This window comes from Comamonas sp. B-9, assembly GCF_000410635.1.
Taxonomy (GTDB): domain Bacteria; phylum Pseudomonadota; class Gammaproteobacteria; order Burkholderiales; family Burkholderiaceae_C; genus Comamonas.
This window is the reverse complement of the sequence record NZ_APCR01000591.1, coordinates 1-1,858: the sequence shown is the minus strand read 5'-3', so window position 1 is coordinate 1,858 and position 1,858 is coordinate 1. Positions and strand designations below refer to the sequence as shown.

The following is a 1,858-nucleotide window of genomic DNA, read 5'->3' as shown; positions in this document are numbered from 1 at the left end:
CCAGCACGGGCACCCCCGCCTGCACCGCCGTCATCACCGCCGGGCCGTAGTGGCGCCAAGGCCAGCCCTTGTCATTCCAGGCCAGCGCCTGCTGCACCTGGGCTTCGCTGGCGCTGGGGGCCAGGCCCTGGGTGCTGTGGCCGGCGTCGGCCATCTCCAGCACGACAGCGGCCAATTGCCGCCGTGCCGCCCAATGGGCCACCGTGGCCTGCTGCCAGGCTTGGTGCGCGGCGGCATCATGCTGCTCGCCCAGCAGCAGCACATCGGGCGCTTCGGCCAGTGACATCGTCGACCGGTCCAGCTCGGCGTTGGCGGAGGCGGAGTTTTGCGGCGCCTGGCTGGCGCAACCGGCCAGCAGCGCCAAGCCCAACAGGCCGGACAGCCAGCCGTCAGTGCGAATGACATTTATTTGTATCATTCGCGCATGGTAATGGCTGGCCGGCGGCCTGGGGGCTAGAAGGGTTGCCGTTTTCCTTAACGGCGCTGGCCGTTGGTCCAGATCGCTCCGGTGGTCAATGCACCTTCCATCGACACATTGACCAGGGTCGCGCCCGTCAGGTTGGCGCCGGCCAGGTTGGAGTTGTCCAGGCTCACATTGACCAGCTCGGCGCCCTGGAAGTTGGCGCCCTGCAGGTTGGAGTTGGACAGGTCCACATTGGTGAAGCTATGGCCGGCAAAGTTGGCCTGGGGCAGGTTGGAGCCCGACATATTGGCGTTCACATGGGCCTGGTTGCCGCCGCTGCTGCGCTTTTGGCTGCGCACGGTGGTGGCTGATTTACCCTGGCCTTCGACGACGACGGCTGCGCCGCCAGTTCCACCGTGTACGGTGCTGCTGCGGCCGGGGATATTGGTTTCGGCCACGGCGCCACGGCCCGAGGCCGCATTGACGACGGCACCGTTGACGGTGACCGAGGCGCCTTGGCTGCCGCCGCGCACATCGACGCCGGGGGCCGAGATGACGGCGCCTTGTGCCCAGACGCCGCCAGCGGCCAGGCTCAGGGTCAGCACGGCCAGGGCCTGCTTGATTGTGGGTTGTTGCATGCTTGTCCTTTCTTGCGCTACTCGGTGAGCGGCGCGTTGTGACTCAGGTTGGAGGGCTGCATGCCTGGGGCATGCGCGGCAGAGGGAGGCCCCTCGGTCGGCACCACCTGCTCCTGCGAGAGCGGCGGGGTGTTGGTATCTGCCGCCGCATCGCCATCGGCGGCAGGCGGCTCTGGCCAGGCAAAGGGCTGCTGGCTCAGCTGCGAGAGCGGGTCGGCCACGCGCTGGGGGCGATCGGGCGGCGCGCTGGGGTGTTTTTCTTCGACCTGCAAGGCCACGGCATTGATGCGCGCGGCCAGCTCCTGCATCCAGGCTTCGTCGATCACCGGTTGCTTGTCGTTGCTGCGGCTGAAGATCAGCGCCAGAAACTCACGCGCCTTGGGCGAGCCAGCATCGGCAGCGCGCCGGTAGTACTGGATGGCGGTGGCGAAATTGCGCTGCACGCCGCGCCCCAGGTGGTAGCGGTAGGCCAGCTCCAGCAGCGCATTGGCATTGCCCTCGTCGGCACGGGCGCGCAGGCGGCCCAGCTGCTCGGCGGTGTTGGCGCGCTGGTAGCTGGCGATGCGGCCCAGGTTTTGCGCCGCCGTCTGGCTGCCACCGGCCTGGGCCTGGGCGTACAGCTCCTTGGCCTCGTTCATGCGCCCTTCAAGCTCGCGCTCGACGGCCAGGTCATTGAGCGCCATCGCATCGCCATCGCGTGCGGCCTGCTCCAGCAGCAAGCGCGACTGCTGCATGGCCTTGGGGCCGGTCACCCGGCGCTCGACCAGGGAGAGCAGGTAGGTGGCCTTGGCCAGGCGCGCATCGGCTGCGCGCTGCA

2 protein-coding genes and 1 pseudogene are annotated in these 1,858 nt (G+C 68.5%); all 3 read right to left on the bottom strand.

Annotation, left to right across the window (positions count from 1 at the left end; translation table 11 throughout):
• Window positions 1-418 (bottom strand): ChaN family lipoprotein (locus H928_RS30645; RefSeq protein ID WP_148293064.1); only part of this gene is annotated, 418 nt, incomplete at its 3' end.
• Between the two features lie 56 nt (window positions 419-474).
• On the bottom strand, window positions 475-1,041 hold the full coding sequence (locus H928_RS26370; RefSeq protein WP_021025673.1) for a pentapeptide repeat-containing protein: 567 nt from the start codon (window positions 1,039-1,041) through the stop codon (window positions 475-477).
• Between the two features lie 17 nt (window positions 1,042-1,058).
• A pseudogene (locus H928_RS32135) lies at window positions 1,059-1,858 on the bottom strand (SEL1-like repeat protein); the annotation flags it as partial.